Source organism: Algoriphagus hitonicola, from assembly GCF_900113375.1.
Taxonomy (GTDB): domain Bacteria; phylum Bacteroidota; class Bacteroidia; order Cytophagales; family Cyclobacteriaceae; genus Algoriphagus; species Algoriphagus hitonicola.
Window position 1 is genome coordinate 43088 of record NZ_FOPC01000016.1, and the last position, 17501, is coordinate 60588.

General features: G+C 33.4%; 14 protein-coding genes. All 14 read right to left on the reverse strand.

Annotation, left to right across the window (positions count from 1 at the left end):
* Positions 1–50 precede the first annotated feature (50 nt).
* Positions 51–2417: a GumC family protein gene (locus tag BM043_RS17375; protein WP_092793990.1), complete on the reverse strand. Its 2367-nt coding sequence runs from the start codon at positions 2415–2417 to the stop codon at positions 51–53.
* 19 nt (positions 2418–2436) lie between these two features.
* Positions 2437–3168: a polysaccharide biosynthesis/export family protein gene (locus tag BM043_RS17380; RefSeq protein WP_092793992.1), complete on the reverse strand. Its 732-nt coding sequence runs from the start codon at positions 3166–3168 to the stop codon at positions 2437–2439.
* Between the two features lie 184 nt (positions 3169–3352).
* Complete coding sequence (locus BM043_RS17385; RefSeq protein WP_092793993.1) at positions 3353–4651, reverse strand: nucleotide sugar dehydrogenase; 1299 nt, start codon at positions 4649–4651, stop codon at positions 3353–3355.
* Between the two features lie 198 nt (positions 4652–4849).
* Positions 4850–6547 (reverse strand): capsule assembly Wzi family protein, encoded by a 1698-nt coding sequence (locus tag BM043_RS17390; RefSeq protein ID WP_092793995.1) that lies wholly within the window; start codon positions 6545–6547, stop codon positions 4850–4852.
* A gap of 11 nt (positions 6548–6558) precedes the next feature.
* A complete protein-coding gene (locus BM043_RS17395) occupies positions 6559–7554 on the reverse strand; it encodes an NAD-dependent epimerase/dehydratase family protein (protein ID WP_092793996.1) in 996 nt (331 codons plus the stop codon).
* A gap of 4 nt (positions 7555–7558) precedes the next feature.
* On the reverse strand, positions 7559–8677 hold the full coding sequence (locus tag BM043_RS17400; protein WP_092793997.1) for a glycosyltransferase family 4 protein: 1119 nt from the start codon (positions 8675–8677) through the stop codon (positions 7559–7561).
* 8 nt (positions 8678–8685) lie between these two features.
* Complete coding sequence (locus BM043_RS17405; protein ID WP_092793999.1) at positions 8686–9771, reverse strand: glycosyltransferase; 1086 nt, start codon at positions 9769–9771, stop codon at positions 8686–8688.
* Positions 9731–10906 carry an O-antigen ligase family protein gene (locus tag BM043_RS17410; RefSeq protein WP_092794000.1) on the reverse strand — a complete coding sequence of 392 codons (1176 nt, stop codon included), beginning with the start codon at positions 10904–10906 and terminating at the stop codon, positions 9731–9733. Before BM043_RS17410 ends, BM043_RS17405 begins: the two co-directional genes overlap by 41 nt.
* A 1-nt stretch (position 10907) precedes the next feature.
* Positions 10908–11858, reverse strand: coding sequence for a glycosyltransferase family 2 protein (locus tag BM043_RS17415; RefSeq protein ID WP_092794001.1), 951 nt, complete (start codon positions 11856–11858; stop codon positions 10908–10910).
* Between the two features lie 15 nt (positions 11859–11873).
* Positions 11874–12968 (reverse strand): Wzz/FepE/Etk N-terminal domain-containing protein, encoded by a 1095-nt coding sequence (locus BM043_RS17420; RefSeq protein WP_092794003.1) that lies wholly within the window; start codon positions 12966–12968, stop codon positions 11874–11876.
* Between the two features lie 7 nt (positions 12969–12975).
* Positions 12976–13848 (reverse strand): glycosyltransferase family 2 protein, encoded by an 873-nt coding sequence (locus tag BM043_RS17425; protein ID WP_092794005.1) that lies wholly within the window; start codon positions 13846–13848, stop codon positions 12976–12978.
* Entirely contained in the window at positions 13845–14987 is a 1143-nt protein-coding gene (locus BM043_RS17430) for a polysaccharide pyruvyl transferase family protein (RefSeq protein ID WP_092794007.1), read from the reverse strand. Before BM043_RS17430 ends, BM043_RS17425 begins: the two co-directional genes overlap by 4 nt.
* Complete coding sequence (locus BM043_RS17435; RefSeq protein ID WP_092794009.1) at positions 14977–16044, reverse strand: nitroreductase family protein; 1068 nt, start codon at positions 16042–16044, stop codon at positions 14977–14979. The genes BM043_RS17430 and BM043_RS17435 overlap by 11 nt, the downstream gene beginning before the upstream one ends.
* On the reverse strand, positions 16041–17495 hold the full coding sequence (locus BM043_RS17440; protein WP_092794010.1) for a lipopolysaccharide biosynthesis protein: 1455 nt from the start codon (positions 17493–17495) through the stop codon (positions 16041–16043). The genes BM043_RS17435 and BM043_RS17440 overlap by 4 nt, the downstream gene beginning before the upstream one ends.
* Positions 17496–17501 lie beyond the last annotated feature (6 nt).

Here is a 17501-nt window from a genome sequence, read left to right on the forward strand (position 1 = left end):
ATTGTGATGAAGTGATGAATTTTTAAGAACATGAAAGTTTACCAAAAAACTTATTTTTTATTAAATTTCTTATCATCGTCATAATAGCCATATCCATAACCATATGTATAACCATAACCATATGTTACATTTTTGGAATCAACACTATTGAAAATGCCATAAACGTTCTTGATTTCTTTGGAAGAAATGAGGCCATTTAATGCCTCTACAAAATTTCGTTTGCTATAATTTTGACGGAAAACAAAAAGCGTTGCATCTGCATGGTTTAGAATATCTAATGTTTCGCTTACTAGACCAATTGGAGGGGTATCAAGAATAATTACGTCATATTCATTTTTTAACTCAGATATGAGTTGACCAAATTTTTCATTAAATAATAATTCCGCAGGATTTGGTGGTGTAGGTCCAGAAACCATAATGTGCAGATTTTCATATTCTGTCTCAGAAACCACCTTACTATAATCGTTCTCAAGCCCACTCAAGTAGGTAGAAAGCCCCTTTTTATTTTCAATTTTAAAGTCATCAAATATTTTAGGCTTTCTCATATCACATCCAACTAGTATTGTCTTTTTACCTGTTAGGCAATACACAGAAGCCAAATTCATAGCACAAAAAGTTTTACCTTCACCAGATATAGTGGAAGTCACCATTATGGTAATTTTTTCACTGGGCATAATAAATTTCAGGTTAGCTCTAAGACTTCTGAAGCCTTCAGATATTCCAGACCTGCTTTTATTTAAAACAACCAGATTATTGTCAAGCTTATTGTAAAGAATATTTGCCAGAATAGGTATTCTAAGCTTTTTCTCTAAAAATTTCACATCCTCAATCCTCGTCCTGAATGCTTCCCGGCCTATTACCAAAATGATTGGGAACAGCAAGCCACCAAGGATAGCTAAAAGGTAGTTTCTGGTTGGTTTAGGGCTCAAAAGCAAACCTCCTTCTGCAGGTTCAATAATTTTATTGTTGGCGGTATTTGATGCTTTAGTAATTGCAGCTTCCGCCCTTTTTTCCATTAGGTATGTATAAAGGTTTTCGTTCAGCTTAAACTGTCTTTCAATTCTTATCAAACTTTGTTCTGTCTGAGGTAGATTTCTAAATCCATCCTCAAATTCTTCGATTCGTGACTCTAACTCCTGAATCAGAAGTACAGAATTTTGGTCTACATTATTAAGAACTTCTCTGATGGAAGAGTTTAAATCAGCAATCCTTCTATCGATGTCTTTAACCGCGGGAGTATTCTCCTTTTGGGTTGCTAAAATTCTTGATTTATCCACCTGCAAAGACATCAGGTTCTCAATTAATGCATTCAAAATAGGGTCATCAATGCCTAGACCTGAAGGAACCACCAATTCTCTGTAATTCTCCCTTATCAGGTATTCTTTCAGGTTATTATAATAAGTCCTTTTAAAGCGTTCTTGTCTCAACTCAGATTCAATATCTGACATTTGCTCAAAAATAGCGGCACTTTCTGTGCCTAAATCAAAAAATTTGTTTGTTGATCTGAATGCTTCGAGTTCTCTTTCGAAAAATCTCAAAGAATCAGCCACACCAGAAACTTGGCTGTCAATAAATCTAATTGTATTTGAATAGACTTCATTTTTCTCATCCAATTCTAAACCAAGATAAGTTTCCATAAGCGTATTCAAGTAGGACCTTCCCAATGCTACATTGGAAGTCACAAGACTTAACTCCATAATTGTAGCACCCCTTTCCACTTCTTGTACCTCTAACATTGAAGAATACAAATTTGCAAGAGATTTAAGATCTTTAACTCTGAAAACATATTCACCATCCAGTTGAGATGCCAATTTTGAGATTTTCAACCGGAAGTGCTCCGTCTCAATCCATTCATCAAATAGATGAGAACTTTTTTCTGGAATATTAAGTAAAGCAACTGTCGATCCGTCTGGCAAATACTTGGAATAAGAACCTTCCTCGAATTCAAGAGAATAATTTTCTTCATCAACAAAGCGAATTGCAATTAACCCATTTATAATCTGAGGAGATAGCCAATCCACTTGCACCAAGAAAGGAGCAGTTTTATAAAGTCTCTGATCTACAAACCTACCCTTTTTATAATATTCGACATCAAAATCAAGTTTTTTAAGAGCAGCTTCTGCAATGGGCTTAGATTTCAAAATAATAACTTCGTTCTGTAGGCCTACATTACCTACATCCATGATGGTAGGTTTATCAAAAAGCGCTAGAGTATTTTCCTTCTCTTTGATGAAAAATTTACTTTCAACCCTATAGAGGGGCGTAGTAGTCTTAGTCCAATAAAAGCCGATTGCAAAAAAAATCAAAATGGACAAAATTATCCATGGCCATATTTTAACAACTTTTTTTAAGATGGATTTAATATCAAGAGAACTTTCTTCTGAGGAAATATTCTCTTCTTCTAGATCAAAGGACATAAACTAATTTTTAGTAAGTTTAATTAAGAAATGTGAAAATCAAAGCGAAAGCTGTCAAGGTTGAAGTAACCAATGTTAAAGACTGGATGAAGGTCATTCCGGAGCCTACTTCCCTGACTTTTAAAGGTTCCGCATAAATGAGATCATTTGGACGAATAAAATAAAATTCCGAAGAAAGGAGATTTTTATCATTTAAATTTATTTTATGGATTTGAGATCCATTGGGATATTGTCTCACGAGAGTTACTTCATTTCTTTTAGCTATTACATTCATATCACCTGCAGTTGCTATCGCTTCAAAAATTGTAACCCTATTCTGCAAAACAGTATGTTTTCCCGGTGAATTAAATTCCCCCAATGTGCTAAAACGAATTCCACCTAATCTTACCCGTACAAAGTACTCATTTTCATTGACATACCTACTTACTTCATTTTCAATCATCTCCTTGGCCTCTTTTGTTGTTAGGCCAACTAGCTTTATTTCTCCAATTAAAGGCAATTCAACAACTCCATTTTCTTCTAAAGTATAACCATTCATGAAAAAGACATCACCTCCTCCTTGTCCCCCCATCATTCCCATATTACTAGAAATATCTCCCGTAATAACTGAAAATAATTCATTCAATTCTGGACTAGTCGTTTTAATATTAATCTCCACAATATCAAATGGCTGAAGAAGGTAATCATCAAACTTGTAAGGAATCCTTTGGTCTGAAGAAATCAAAGGATCTGTATTTCCCAAATCCTGCATATAAATAATTCTCTTATTTGAAATACAAGAGTTTGTTACAAGTGATACTATTATTATCAAGACTAGAAAATTTATTTTCGACCGCATATTTTTATTATAGAATATTACTTGAATTTTATTAGTCTATATGGACTGAATCTGATTAAGAATTTTTAGTGAGAAAGGTTTTTAACAAAACCTAACATTAAAGTCTTGCATCAACTTTTGATTTGTTCAAAAAACCCTTGACATCATAAACAACTAATTTATTGGATTTTTCAATTTCATAGTTTGCAAAAATCTTGTGGGAAACAGCTAATATTATGGCAGAGTAACATTTCAAATCTAAAACTTGCTCATCGGCCAGAATTTCTATATCATATTCATGCTTTACTTCACTAGGATTTGCCCAAGGATCAAATATATCGACATCAATATCAAAAGATCTTAATTCGTTGAATATATCAATCACTTTGGTATTTCTAACATCTGGACAATCTTCTTTAAATGTAAACCCCAAAATCAAAACTTTAGAATCTATTACTTTCAAGTCTTTTCTCATCATCAATTTGATTACCTCGGTAGCTACGTGTTTGCCCATACTATCGTTAAGCCGGCGACCTGCCAAAATAATCTCAGGGTGGTAGCCCACTTCTTGTGCTTTTTGTGCAAGATAGAAAGGATCTACTCCGATACAATGCCCTCCAACCAATCCAGGCCTAAAATTAAGGAAATTCCACTTGGTTCCAGCGGCCTCAAGAACCTCCTGTGTGTCTATGCCAAGCAAAGTAAATATTTTGGATAATTCATTAACAAAAGCAATATTGATATCTCTTTGAGAATTTTCAATCACCTTGGCTGCTTCAGCAACTTTGATAGAAGGAGCTTTGTGTGTACCCGCGGTAATGATTGTCTTGTAAAGTTGATCTACATATTCGGCTACCTCTTCATTACTACCTGAGGTGACTTTTAGAATTTTTGCAACAGTATGCTCCCTATCACCTGGATTAATTCTTTCTGGTGAATAGCCTACAAAAAAATCTTCATTAAACTTAAGGCCTGACTCTTTTTCCAAAACTGGCACACATTCTTCTTCAGTGACTCCAGGATAAACAGTGGATTCATAAATGACAACATTCCCAGCCTTTAAAAATTTAGCCACATTTTCAGAAGCTTTTAGCATGGGGGTTAAAACGGGTCGATTATGTCGATCAGTGGGAGTTGGGACTGTTACAATATAAACATCACAATCATCCAAAAAAGATGATTCGGAAGTAGGAAAAAAGCCTTTGGGCACTAAGCAACTTTCTGATAATACCTCATTCAATTCCTGATCTTCTACTTCAAGTGTTTGATCCTTCCCTTTTTGTAATTCATCAATTCGTCTTTGATCGATATCATAACCAACTACGGGGAATTTCTTTGCAAACTCCACGGCCAATGGAAGTCCAACATATCCCAATCCGACAACGGCTATTTTAATATTTTCTAATTCTTTCAGCATTATTAAGTTTAAATAAAATTTTATAAACAGCTTCGCCCCTTCAGGCACAGAGACTTAGCTTTACTTTTTTTTTTGATATTGATTTTCAGTGTATTAAACTCAAATAATTAAAACACTATGAAATTAGTACTAATATTCATCAATAAGATTAATAGGCAAAGCTAATAGATTTTTGGTGAAATAAAATCTTTAAAAAAGCTAGTTTTTACTGATCGGGTAAATCAGGTTTAACTGAGCAAATAAGGCTGTTTTGTGGGCTCCTGAGGAAAAATCATTGGTGGACAGCTTATTGGATTGCCATTGGTAATTTGAACTTCTGATAAGTTGTAATTTGGAGCTAAGTAAAAGCCTTTCCCATTGATGATCCCAAAGAAGACCTAGGCTAAAATCCACCCAAGGCTTTTTTTCGGGATTTTGGCCAAACGCTCTATAAAAGAAATCCTGATGATTTGCTAGACGCTCTAGAAGTATACCCTTTTTATTGAGCCCCTCTACCACACTGACTTCTATGGTTTGGACATTTGAGCCTATTCCAGAACCCACTCCCAACGGCTGACCTTTGTGACTAAATCCCCTGGCTTCATTATGGGTATGCCAAGCATAGCCACCTAGGAGTCCTGGATAACGGACGTACCTATTATTTGAAGATTGAGTATGAGTAATCTCACTGCGGATTTGAAAAAATCTATACTTTTGTCCAGTTTCAATGATTTTATTAAACCCCAATAAATAGGCCCTGGCGTGTTCCGGATTTAAAATAGCTTCTCGCCAATTGAAGGCATGATCTCTTCTGCCAAATTCCCCATAAATTTCAAAACCTTTATTAGGAATTAATAATCTGAAACTTACAGAAACCTGTTGATCATATCCATTATTATCATATTGAAGGGTATTCCCATTTTCAAAAAATTTATTTTTTTGAAAAGCTTCAAAAACAGGGAAATAATCATTGAATGAATTGCCCATAAATTGGGAATAGCGTTGAAAGGTACGCGAGAACCCAAGGTAAAGGCCTTCGATCCACTTAGGCTGGTAGGATATGGAAAGTCCATTTAGGTATTTATAGTCTCCATTAAATTCCTCGAAATACAACTCATTCAGCTCGGAGTTTTGGGAACCATCAAAACCAGAATCTTTTAATTTTCCAGAAATTAGTTGACCCTCAAACTTTCCAAGAAAAGTTTTAAGCGGTCTTATGGTGTTTAAACTAATGTGAGGAAATCCTTGGGCATTATTGGATAGGGTCAAAGAATTGAATTGACCAGGTCCCCACCAGATATTACGCGTGGAAACACCAATTTCAACCGAATGAAATCGAAGAGACAATCCAGATTGTCCCCACCAACCGTTGAAATAGCTTCGATCTCCGAATCTTTCTGGTGCATCCCCAAAATTCCAATAATGAAATCTTGCCAATAATGTGCCTCTACTAAATTGATCAGAAAATCCCTGAAAGGATTTATTCTGAGCCCAAACAATTTCAGGCTGAATTTGGAAATGAATAAATTTAAAGTTACCCGCAATGCCTCCAGAAAACAATTCCTGAAAACCAACATTTGGAATCATGGATAAATCCCCCCATCCGTAGGGTCGATTGGAATTAAATTGGGAAACTAACCGGAATGGAAGAATTGTGAAATTTAAATTTTCCTTTATTAATTTTTCAATGGAATCTTTTTGAAAATACGGTTTGGAAAGATAAACCGGTCTAATCAAAAGAGAATAATCATTTTCAGGTTGATAGTTGATTAATTGATTCCTTCTGAAGGCTTCTTCATAAACGAGATCTCCCGCAGTGATGTATTGAGCAATAACAAAATTATTGCTTAAAAGATAAAGAAATAGAAGAAAAAACACCTTTAAACTAAAGGCATTTCCTTCAGAAAGGAATCTCATTAAATCCAAATTTATTCGGTGTAAAAAAGTTCTCCTTGATGTTGATCAACAAATTCATATTTTACGGTGTTGACAATTCCAGTTTTTAAATCCACAGGAGGAATAAATCCAGATTTTTCAATATTGCTTGAAAAGGCGGTATTGGAACAGAATTTTTTAACTCGAATTGCACTTATTGGAAATTTCTTTCCTGAAAGAACGGACACAAAGTCTAGAGATTTACCTAGCAACAATCCCATTGAATACGGAATTTTAATATTTAATTTACTCGATTTATCTAGAATCTTATAGACTAAATTAACCAAGGTGTTCATGTCCAGATCTGGCTTATCAATGTAGTTATATAAATGAACACCAGCTTCAAAATTAATACTGTACTGTAAAAGAGCAGCTATATTTTCCACATAGGCCATTGATTTTACATTTTCCCCGTTACCTACCATCATAAATCTTCCAGAAGCAATTTGATTCAAAAGATTGTAAACGTTTCCCCTATTTTGTTCACCAAAAACAACAGTAGGTCTTAAAATGGTAAGCGCCCTGTTGGAAGGATCTTTAGATTGCCAAGACCTAAAAACCTGCTCAGCTTCATATTTAGTCCTTCCATAATCATTGAAATAATTAATTTCACCCGACTCATCCGTATTTATTGGAGCAAATCCATATACTGCAACCGAGCTTGTAAAAATAATTCTCTGAATATTCTTTGCTTCAGCAATTTCACAAACCCTTTTGGCCCCCATCACATTAACTTCATCGTAAAGTGAGATAGGAGTAACGTTATCTCTGTGCTCGGCAGCAAGATTTATCAATACATCACCGGTTACTGCTTGAAAAAGCTCGGAGTAATTTCTGACATCAGCTAGTGCCGTCTTATCAGTAAAAGTTTTACTAACAACTTTATCAATGATTTCAAAATCAGTAGAGGATTGAGTAAATCTTTTGCAAAGTCGAGTCCCAATGAATCCAGACCCGCCAATTACAGAAATTTTCTGTGGTTGTAGCATCTTTTTATGAAGTCATTTCAGATTGATAAACATCATCATATTTATCGCACATCGTTTCAAAATCAAACCTTGAATTTAAAAGATTTTGCTGTGCATCCAGTTCAACATTCAGTGCTTCTTGATCCTGAAATTTTCTAAAAACCAGTTCCACAGCATTTTCTATAGTTGAAAAGAGAACTCTATGTTGAGAAATATCAGGGATAATAAGTCTATGTGCCTGAATACCAGACAAGACCATGGGAAGCCTAACGGACATGCCCTCTAAAACAGATATTGGCAATCCTTCATCTCTTGAAAGAGATAAAAATAGATCTGCGCTTTTTAATTCTTGAAAGACATCATCAACCTTGCCAAGGTAGTTAATTTTACCGTTTACCAAATCATTATTCTTACTAAGAACCTCTACCAATAAATCTTCATCCTCAACTCCACCAGCTATATTAATTTCATATTTAATTCCCTTAACCTCAAGTAAATCACAAAACTTTAAAAGCTTATCATATCCCTTCCTAAATTTAATATTTCCAACCATAATGATACTTAATTTCTTAAGATTGTAAGGGAAATTAGTGTCCTTTGCAAGGGAATTTTTTTGGATTGAATTTTCAATAACTCGAAGTTTCAATCCAAACGCGCTTTTAAATTCATCCAAATCTTGAAGAGAAATCACTACCACCTTATCAAAATAATTTTTCAATAAAAATTGATGAATTAAACCAAAAATCTTGTTTGCCAAACTACCCTTATAATAGTAACCATAACTATTCCTGAGAGAAGCAACTAAAATGATATTGGAGTTGATCAAATGAAACATCTTCAAAAACCCTAGAATTACGTCAGCGCCTTTTAATTGGGTTTGAATAACTGAAAAATCATTCCTTTTTATAAATTTTCGCAGATGAAAAACAGCTAATAGTAGCGTGAATAGATTCAGCTTTTTATTCAATAAGTGGGTATACCTAGGTCCCAGATCATTCCAAAAATTAACCTGAGCATTCGGGTGATCCCAAAGAGTTACCACAGAAGCCACTTTAAAATGCTGTGTGGTCATCCTTTTTATTGAAACTTCAGCTCCACCTACTCCATTTGAATTTAATACGTAGAGGATTCTATTATTCTTCATGAATTAGACTATTTATTCAACATTAAATATTGATCAAGAACATGGTTTACATGAAATTTATCATAGTACTTTGACGAAATAATCGGATAATCCGCGACAGCCTTAATCATTGCATTTGCCAATTGATCAGGAGAATTAACAGGAACCAGAAATTTTTCCAAATCCCCAACCAAAATTTCATCCGGTCCATATCGGCAATCTGTAGAAACAACGGGAGTATGACAAATCAAGGATTCGACTAATACCGTAGGCAAACCCTCATGATCAGAACAAAGGACCAGCAGTTTTGCATTTTTGATCCACGGATACGGATTTTCCAGCCAATTCTTGAATATCACATAATTATCTATTCCTAATTCGACAGCAAAACTTTGAACATATTCCTTTTCTGGTCCTTCCCCCAGTAGAAGCAATTTATGACTTTTGTAAAGCTCTGATTTTTTGAATGCTTTTAAAAGTAAATCATGTCTTTTTAATTTGATAAATCTAGAAACATGAATCACATAATTGCCTAAAGGAGGATCGATTGATTCCTCAGATAATTTTTGAATCTTCTCAATTTGGAAAGGATTGTAAATATACCCTACATTAAATACAGCAAGTGAAAAGTAATTTATTAAATCATTCTTAACTCCCTGAGAAACACCAATCATTCTTTTATTCTTAAAAATTAATTTGAGAAAAAACCTGGTCAGGGACGATTTATACTTAAAAGATAATGCACCATGAATCACGGCACAATGATTCTTAATACCTGCAGTCCAGCTAACAAAGTTTGAAAAAGGCAAATGTGAGGTGAAAATATCCTGTTGTGGATCAAAATTAATTGTTCTTAAATAGCTTTTTAATTTGAAAGATAAAGCTAAAAAATCAAACGCCTTTGTTATTAGGTTATGGTTTCTATTCTTATTTAGAATAAGTAAATTGATCTCTCTCGCTATCGGAAAAGAAATCCGATTGTAAAGGAGAATCAAATGAACCTCATTTCCCCTACCGACGAATCCTTCACAAAGTGTAAGAACTATTCGTTCGGCTCCTCCCCCTTCAAGAGAATTAATCAAGAATATAATCTTCTTGCTTTTCTCTGATTTCAAGTCGACTTAAATTTATTTCATAATAACAACAGTTGAGTATAATAGGGATAACTCCTAAGATACTATAGGGATATTGAAAAACAAACAATTCTTGACTAAAAGAAAAGGCAATAAAAATCATAATTAAATAGTGAAAAAGGCTACTTTCAATTCTAAACGAACGCACTAAAATCACTAGATATAAAATAAATGAAATTATTCCGTTATCGAAAAGTAAAGCAATATACGAATTGTGAGGCTGAACATACCAGCCTCCTCTAAAGAGATAATTTGACCTCACACTGGTAATACCAGACCCCAAAATAGGATTTTCAATGAATCCTTCATAAGCGGCCCTCCACATTAAAAACCTATTGTAAACTGTGGAAAACGACATCAAAACATCAAATATAGATACCAGTAAGATAGACACCGTAAGAATAATAGCTGCTACATAAACAAATTGAAGTTTAAATCTACTAAATAGATAGTAAAAAATTAAAAATATTACTACTAAAATAACTGTTTTGGAAAATGAAATGATGACACCAGTTGTAGCTAAAAAAAGGACAACATATCTTATCATATTTTTAAAGAAAATCAAACTCATCACACCCCATATTACCATACCAAAAGTGGCATAATTTTGATCTTGAGCATATCCCCCAAACCGGATCCCCAAAACACTTTCCTCCTCCTCCATTCCTGATTTGACCTCTCCTTGAAAAGGGAGCTGCTCAAATCCTAAAAATTGGAGCACTAAGGAGCTCCACAAAATAAATCCACCTACAAGAAAGAAATACTTGATCCATTTTTGGTCAATCCTTTCCCAATACAATGCAAAAACGATTACGGCGATGAAGTTATAGAGATAAAGAATTACAGAACTTATAAAAATATCTTGCCTGACATCAAATGGATTAAACAACCAACCTAAATTTGAAAGAAAAACCAAAAACATCAATGTAAAAAACAACACGATATCTTTCCTCTGACCAACAACGTGGATAAACTTATTTTTGATAAAAAATATAAGTTTATTTAAAATCAAAAATAAAAATAGAATAAAATTAATATACCTTAAATCAACAAAAGGTACAAACTCTCTATTAAAGAGTAAAAAAATATAAATAAATGAAGCTACGTAAAATAGCACGTTATGACAAAACTTTTTTGGAAATGGAAAAAACCAATTTCTGAATAAACCCTGGCATTAAGGCCAAACTTCCAAATCCAAAATAGTGCAAATAGGCTACCTCAGCGTAAAAGTAAGACATATCGCGTAACTTTAATTTTCCAATTTTTAATTTTTTTATCAAACCAAACCGAATATGAAAATTTGAAAATAATTTCAAGGCTCTAACTTTAGACCTACTAAGTTTTTGAGTCTTGTCCAGCAATTTTCTTACTTCTTGATAAATACAGTTATTTGCTATTTGAGGAATTGTATTGACAGTAACATGGGAGTCTTCTCTATGGTAAATGGCTGTAGGGATAGGTTTACAGACAAGTCGATCAGTCAAAAAAAGTAAATTCATCCAAGTGGTGACATCTCCTCCTCGAATGCAACGATTTTCAGGAAAACCACCAATATCTTGAATTAACTTTCTCTTGATTGCAACGGTATTCGTATGAATAGGTATTTTAAAATCAGCACTGAATTTTAAAAATTGGATAAAACCCAAAACGACTATTCCCTTTTCTTTAAACTTTTCAGAAAACCCATTTAATTCATGTCTACCATCAGGAAAAGAGTCATACCATCCGGTACTAACCACTCCCCTATTGTCTAAGTGCATCAATTCCATAATTAAATTCAAATGGTTTGGCAACCATTCATCATCGGCATCAAGAAATGTAATCCAATCAAAACTAGATTGCCGGATACCTTCGTTTCTGGCTGCATAGCCACCTGATCCAGCTGTTGAACGCTTAAAAATCTTAATTCTAGGATCAGAAATATCTTTTATTAAATCTATACCCTTATCAATAGAGGCGTCATCAATGACCAATAATTCGAAGTTTTTAAAATCTTGATTCAGTACTGAATTTACCGAACGCAGGATTTGGGAACGATTATTATGGACCGGAATAATCACAGAAATCATAAAATTAGAATCAACTTAATCCTCCTCAAAAAGATAATTTGAAATCAGGATATAAGAAACTGCTAAAAAAGCTCCTAAAACTACAGATCCAATAAAAATGAAAAGCATGTTGGGCCCTGACTTACTTTGCGGTACACTTACAGGATCAATAACTGAGAATATAGGGGTATTTTTTGAAACTTGGATCTTAGCTTGCTCTAATTGCTTGGCTAAGTCAGAATATACAGAAAAAACAAGATTAAACTCAGACTCCAATCTTTGTAGTTCTGTTTGAGCAAAGGCTGTGACAAGTCCCTGATTTCTATCTTTAAAATTTGCTAACCGTGACTGAGATTTTTCAAATTCCTCTTTTTTCTCATCATATTGTTTTTGGATAAACTCATATTGGACTTTGGCGTCGGCAACTTTGAAGGCTATTAATTCATCTTGAAGTTCTCTTTCTACCAATTTGGCAATTTGAGCTGCAAGAATTGGGTCCGACATAGTGACTGATAAGGTAACAATTCCTTCTTTTAAATTGGGAGAGATTTCTGTTACTTCTTGTATCTTTTTTAAAGGAAAACGATCATTTGAATTAATTTGCAGGATGTTTTGCTCCTCTATGGGTTTTTCAACTTCAGACAAGGATACAGGCCCCATAAAATTATTTTTTAGAATACTTGGAAGACCCAAAGTATATTTTTTTAAATAGAATAATCCTGAGGGAGTATAATATTCATTAAAATACTTTCGAATTGTAATACTGTCATTTAATTCCGAAATATAAACTTGAGAATTTAGCAGTTTTAATTTAAAAGGAAGACTTTCCGAAATTTTCGGATACAGCGATGGAGGAATACTAGATCCCCCCGCACTAGCATTTCCCAAATTAATCCCAGCCAAAGATGCAAGACCACTCATATTTCCTCCTAAAGTGCCTTGATCCCGAGTTTGAGGGATAAATGTAGTGGAAGAGGTATACTCCGTTTCAGATAGGAAACCGAACATGATTCCAATAAACACAAAGGCCATCGTAATCATGATTAATGGTTTTCTTTTTCTTTTAAGAAGGAATATAATTTCCCTCAGATTTATTTCTTCAGCATTTTGCTTGGTAGCCTTTTTATTCATTGTTGTATTAACTTCTCTCTAGTTCCTTTTTAAGAAAAATAATTCGAATTAATTCAGAAAAAGCAGCAAATTCAATCCTCCATTTTACGATAAGCACAGCAATCCTTTCAGTAAGTGGAACATTCTCAAATTTGGTTACTGTCTTAATTGGAGCCAGAAAAGCTACAAGATGTGAATTTATTCTTCTAGTTAAAGGCAATTTTTTATAAGTTAGGTGATAATATCCCCCTATTGTACGTCGCCTTTTTGCACACAATTCAGCTATTGTTTTCCGAGCGGGATGACGAACAACCACATCTTGTGCAAACGCAATGTGCTCTCCTGCACCGACCACAGCAGAGGTCCATTCCATATCTGCCCCAGAAAGCTTGCTTTGATCAAAAAATCCAAACTTTAAAAAAAGATCCCTCCTGACAATCAAATTTGCTGTGACCGATTTATTGAATTTTCTAATGTTCTCCTGTTGCCTAAAGGCATAATGCTTTTCAAAAAGGAAAGCGAGTTCATGCCCATCTTCTTCCTTGAATAAGTCTATATGACCACCTAGTAGTCCTATCTGAGGATTTGTATCAAAAACTCCAATGGCGTTTTTTAGCCAATCGGGATCTGCGATACAATCAGAATCAATAAATGCCAACAGGGGTGTTTCTGCCAATTTAATTCCAGTATTTCTAGCTGCATAGGACCCTTTCTTATCCTCTTTTACCAAATACCCATTGGATGGCATATTAATATCATGAATCTCAGAAGAAGAATCATTGTTTATGATATAAATATTAAAATTTTTCTTTTCTAGCGATTGTTTTTCCAAAGAAGCCAAACAAAATGCCAGCCTATCCCAATCTTGATAAGTGGGTATAATCACTGAAATTAATTTCACGAAGTCAAAAGATTAAAAACCTTTTCCCACATTTCGACTGATAACCTTTTTTGAATTACAGCCTGTTCTTTAAGATTTTGGGTAATATTTGACCGTGAAGGTTTCTCTAGAATCATTTTTAGTTTTTCCTTATAGTATTCCGATGATTCTGAAACCGAACATAAACCTTCCTTATAGTGATAATCTTCAAATAACATTTCATATTTGTGACTCCAACCAGTAGCTAAACAAGGCACTCCCTGAGCCAATGCACTCACTAAACCATGGAATCTGGAGGTTATTACAGCATATGAATCTCCAATTATGCCTTTCACCTTAATTGGGTTCTCATCTTGTATAATTTTAATTTGTTTTGATAAATCTAGATTAATCATATTAGCAATATTTTTATCCATATTGCTTTCATGAATCAAAAAATAAGGCTGAAAATTCATATCTTGAATCAATCTTATAATTTCAGATAAAAATTTTGGATAAGCCACATTATCATTTTCATTTTCAGTCTCCATCATTTTTTGATTTGGTATGATAGCCACTGACTTTTCTGGATCAATTTGGTGATCGAAAGACTTACCTCCGAGAAGATTTGAAAAGTCTGGCGCTAAAAAGAAATTAGACCCTGAATCAGCCAATTCTTCCAAATAATTATAGGATATTCTATCCCTTGCAAAAATTAAATCAGCATTCTCCAAAATCAGCTTCATTTTTACTCGAAGCTCTTTATCAGTAAATGGACCAAAAGCTTGAGGCAATAAAATGACTTTTTTCCCTTGAATTTTCCATTTTTGGATCGAATCCGCCAATCTTATACCTGCCTTTTTAGCTCCCCATTTATCCCCAAAAGCAAATCCTGAACCATCCAAAACAACATCTACTTCTTCCTCCAAAACTAATCTTAAAATCTTTCTGAGTTTTTTTGGAAATCGATTAAGAAAAGGTTCAAAATTAATTCCTTTTCTTATTATAGTTGTTTTTATCAAAATACCAGATTTCAGTAATTTAGTAATAGGAACTCTGGAATTAGATTCCATTACAAAAACTGCTTCAGGAATTCTAGGCTTTATTTGATCAAGGATAGCAAAAAGCATCAACTCAGCTCCTTTATTAATAAATTCTACACCCCTTAGCTCAATTATCATAATTATACTTTCTAATATTTTTTAATGATCTTTTCTCTGAAAAAGCAACCATCCCTTCAATATCGGGATAACCCACACCAATACACATAACAGGGCGCTGATATGTTTTTAAATTTAGGAATGATTTCATTTTTTCTTCCCTTTCTTCAATATCTGGCCAATTGATAGGACAACTTCCAAGGCCTAAGGTCTCCAAAGCGAGCATAAATACCATATTAGCTAGAGATGCATCAATATAAATCAAATGTCTGTCTCTTTCATCAAAATAAGCATCTTGATTACCAATAACTACAATGAATGTTTGTATAGAATGTGAATATCCTTTGGTTCCCATTGGTAATTCAACTGCCTGAGCTACTAAATCCTTTCGATCAAAAATTCGATATTCAAAAGGCTGTCGATTACAGGCACTTGGAGCTTGAATAGCTGCCAAAATAGCTTTATCTATTAATTCTCTGGGCACAGGTTTTTCAATAAACCAGCGCACTGATCTTCGTTGCCTGTTTAATTCGTAAAATTCTTCGTATGAAATTTTAGAATAATTTTGAAAATCTCTTTTGTAGGGAATAGATAAAGAACTAGTAATAGAATTGTCACTAAAATTTTTAGACTTGAAATTATTAAATCTAACTTTCTCATTATTAATTTTAGGATGATCACCAACTACATTAAAATACTCATTGAGAACATCTAAAAACCATACTAGTTGTTTATTTTCCTTATCCTGATCAGACGTTGAAACACCGATATAGCAATCTACAGTCTCTTTAATATAATCAACAGCAAAAATTTTCTTTCTAGGTCGCATTAAAAGACCCTTTTCCAGTCTATGTATATTTCTTACAAGTAAATAATAATTGTTTTTACTATTTTTTGACTCCTTTAAATACTTTACTTTACCAGCGAGTACTGCATGAATTTCCCTTCTAAAACTTGGATTAATCACCAAATAATATATAGTAGATAAAAATGATGAATTATAAAAAAGAGGTGGAAGAATTTCTTTTACAATTTTGTTTCTTATTGTTTTTAGCTTATTGTTAATATTTTTTATCATTTGACGACTTCTGCCTTTTTTGGTTTTAAAATAAAATAACTCTCTTTCAGCTCATCCCCCATCAGTATCCAGTTTATTATCATGTATATGACCAGCATAAGAATTGCACAAAAAAAGAAATGTAAGACAAAAAAATTATATGATATAAATCCTACTGCCAAACTAACCAATAATCCTGATACAGGAGACCTTAAAGCTAAAAATAAATCAATTAATGATATTCCAATTAATTTTCTAAGGAAGTACTGGGCTATTATTACATTAATAATTTTATTAATTAATATAGCAATAGAAGCTCCTATAATTCCATAATAATAAATTCCAAAACTTATAATTGGAACAAATAAAAAAACCGCTTTAAAAAATTGAATTCTAAATTCAAGCTTTGCTCTCCCCATCCCTCTTATTAATACAGAGTTGCTATTAGCCATCATATGGAAGATAACTGACAAAGAGATAATCCTTAATGGAACAACAGTCTCCAACCATTTAACTCCAAAGAAATTTATAATAATTGGCTCTGAAAGAACCAAAAGTACAGCCATAATAGGATAGACTAGAAGACTATTATATTTAACAACCTTTAGATAATAATTTTTTAAAGATTGAGGATCATTTTGTTTTAATCCATAAACTGGATACATTACTTTGTTCATAATGCCCATTAATTCTTTTCTAAAAGTATCTGTTAATACAAATGCTAAGGTATAAGCTCCTAACACACTAGCGCTGAAAAATTTACCAATCAACAAATAATCAAATTTATCGATTAGGTTATTGAAAAGATTAGTTCCAGTAGTATATATTCCAAATCCAAAAATATCATTAAAGGCTTCTTTCTCCCAAATAAACTTAGGGAACCAATTGGTGGCTCTGAAATACATTGGCATTGCAATCAGGAAAGTAGCAACAGAATTAAAAACCAAAGACCATACTCCGGCTCCTAATAATGCTAGGACCAAAGAAAGAATTCCAGAAAATATACTTGAAAAATTATTGATAAAAGCCAATTTCTTAAAATTCATGGCCTTCGTTAACTGTGCATTATGCACCAAATTGATGGGGCTTGACAGCACCCCTAAAGACAATAAAGGGATAATTTTTTCAAGAATAGGCTCATTATAAAAATGAGATGCTAACGGCGCCACAGCAAATACCAAAACAATAAAAACAAAAAATGACCAAAATACACCCGTCCAAAATGCAGTATGAAAATGCGATTCTCTTATATCTTCATTTTTTCTTTGAACCAAAGCAGACCCAATTCCCAAATCATTAAAAACCTCAATAAAACTAATAAATACAACAGCCATACCTACCAATCCAAATTCCTCTGGAAATAAAAGTCTGGCAAGTAAAAGCTTTATAATAAAGCTAAATGACTTATTAATAAAAACTTGGAAAGAATTCCAGAAAACTCCTTTTAAAATTCTAATTTTTAGTGCTACCAAATAGTT

Bases quoted from the DNA above. Each gene is read 5' to 3' on its own strand.
- BM043_RS17375 (WP_092793990.1), bottom strand. From the start codon at position 2,417: ATGTCCTTTGATCTAGAAGAAGAGAATATTTCCTCAGAAGAAAGTTCT.
- BM043_RS17380 (WP_092793992.1), bottom strand. From the start codon at position 3,168: ATGCAGGATTTGGGAAATACAGATCCTTTGATTTCTTCAGACCAAAGG.
- BM043_RS17385 (WP_092793993.1), bottom strand. From the start codon at position 4,651: ATGCTGAAAGAATTAGAAAATATTAAAATAGCCGTTGTCGGATTGGGA.
- BM043_RS17390 (WP_092793995.1), bottom strand. From the start codon at position 6,547: ATGAGATTCCTTTCTGAAGGAAATGCCTTTAGTTTAAAGGTGTTTTTT.
- BM043_RS17395 (WP_092793996.1), bottom strand. From the start codon at position 7,554: ATGCTACAACCACAGAAAATTTCTGTAATTGGCGGGTCTGGATTCATT.
- BM043_RS17400 (WP_092793997.1), bottom strand. From the start codon at position 8,677: ATGAAGAATAATAGAATCCTCTACGTATTAAATTCAAATGGAGTAGGT.
- BM043_RS17415 (WP_092794001.1), bottom strand. From the start codon at position 11,858: ATGATTTCTGTGATTATTCCGGTCCATAATAATCGTTCCCAAATCCTG.
- BM043_RS17420 (WP_092794003.1), bottom strand. From the start codon at position 12,968: ATGAATAAAAAGGCTACCAAGCAAAATGCTGAAGAAATAAATCTGAGG.
- BM043_RS17430 (WP_092794007.1), bottom strand. From the start codon at position 14,987: ATGATAATTGAGCTAAGGGGTGTAGAATTTATTAATAAAGGAGCTGAG.
- BM043_RS17435 (WP_092794009.1), bottom strand. From the start codon at position 16,044: ATGATAAAAAATATTAACAATAAGCTAAAAACAATAAGAAACAAAATT.